Genomic DNA, 1,011 nt, shown 5'->3' with positions numbered 1-1,011 from the left:
GCCGGCCCAGCCGGTTCAGCCTCCGGCCCCGCCGGTTCAGCCTCCGGCCCCTCCAGTTCAGCCTCCGGTTGTTCCGGCTGCGTCGGCGCTTGGTTCTGTGGCGGTGGGTTCGGCGTCGTATCCCGTGCCGTCGGGTGCTGTGTTCGTGGTGGCGGGTGGGTCGCGTTCTGGTTCTGGTACGTCGGCCAGCCCGTATGGGAGTTTGGCGTATGCAGTGGAGAGGGCGTCCTCGGGGTCGACGATTGTGATGCGTGGTGGTGCCTATCGTGAGTCGGTGACGGTTCCGTTCAATAAGCGTTTGACGATTCAGTCGTACCCGAAGGAGGCTGTGTGGCTTGAGGGTAGTTCGGTTGTGAGTGGCTGGCAGCGCTCGGGCAATGCCTGGGTAGTGGGCAACTGGAATCACATTTTCGATCATCGTGTTTCGCATAGCCAGGGTGTTGATCAGTCGGATCGTTTCATCGATCGGGCATTTCCGTTAGCGGGTTACCCAGACCAGGTGTGGGTGGCCGGTGTGAAGCTTCGCCAAGTGGGTTCGGTGAGTTCGGTGGTGCCGGGGACTTTCTTCGTCGACGAGGCGGGTCGCCGGCTTTATGTTGGCTCGGATCCGTCGGGCAAGCAGGTTGAGGCGAGTACTCTGCAGCAGGGTTTGGTCATTCAGGGTGCTGGGACGATTGTTCGTGGTATTGGTGTGCGACGGTATGGGAACACGTTCTGGATGGGGGGCGCTATTAGCGCCCAGGTGAACGATATCGTCCTCGAGAACGTGGTTTCTTCACAGAACGCAACCATTGGGATCAATGGTTGGGGGAAGAAGATGCGTTTTCATCGCATCACGATCACGGAGAGTGGTGGTCTTGGGTTGGCGTTGAACAAGGCCAACGATTTCGTCTTGTCTGAGTCTGTTATTAGGGGCAACAATAGTGAGTCTTTCAAGCAGGCCCCGGTTTCAGGCGGTGTGAAGATCACCACATCGCAAAACGTGCTGATATCAGCCAACGTTTTCGAACA

The 1,011-nt window shown here is 58.3% G+C and carries 1 protein-coding gene; it reads left to right on the top strand.

Translation table 11 applies throughout. The features are described 5' to 3' along the window. Positions 1-274 precede the first annotated feature (274 nt). On the top strand, positions 275-1,011 hold a 737-nt coding region (locus tag EAX62_RS16515; RefSeq protein WP_199711367.1), incomplete at its 3' end, for a hypothetical protein.

This window comes from Tessaracoccus antarcticus (assembly GCF_003688855.1).
GTDB lineage: Bacteria > Actinomycetota > Actinomycetes > Propionibacteriales > Propionibacteriaceae > Arachnia > Arachnia antarctica.
The sequence above is the reverse complement of the archived record's forward strand: the minus strand, read 5'-3'. Positions and strand labels throughout refer to the sequence as shown.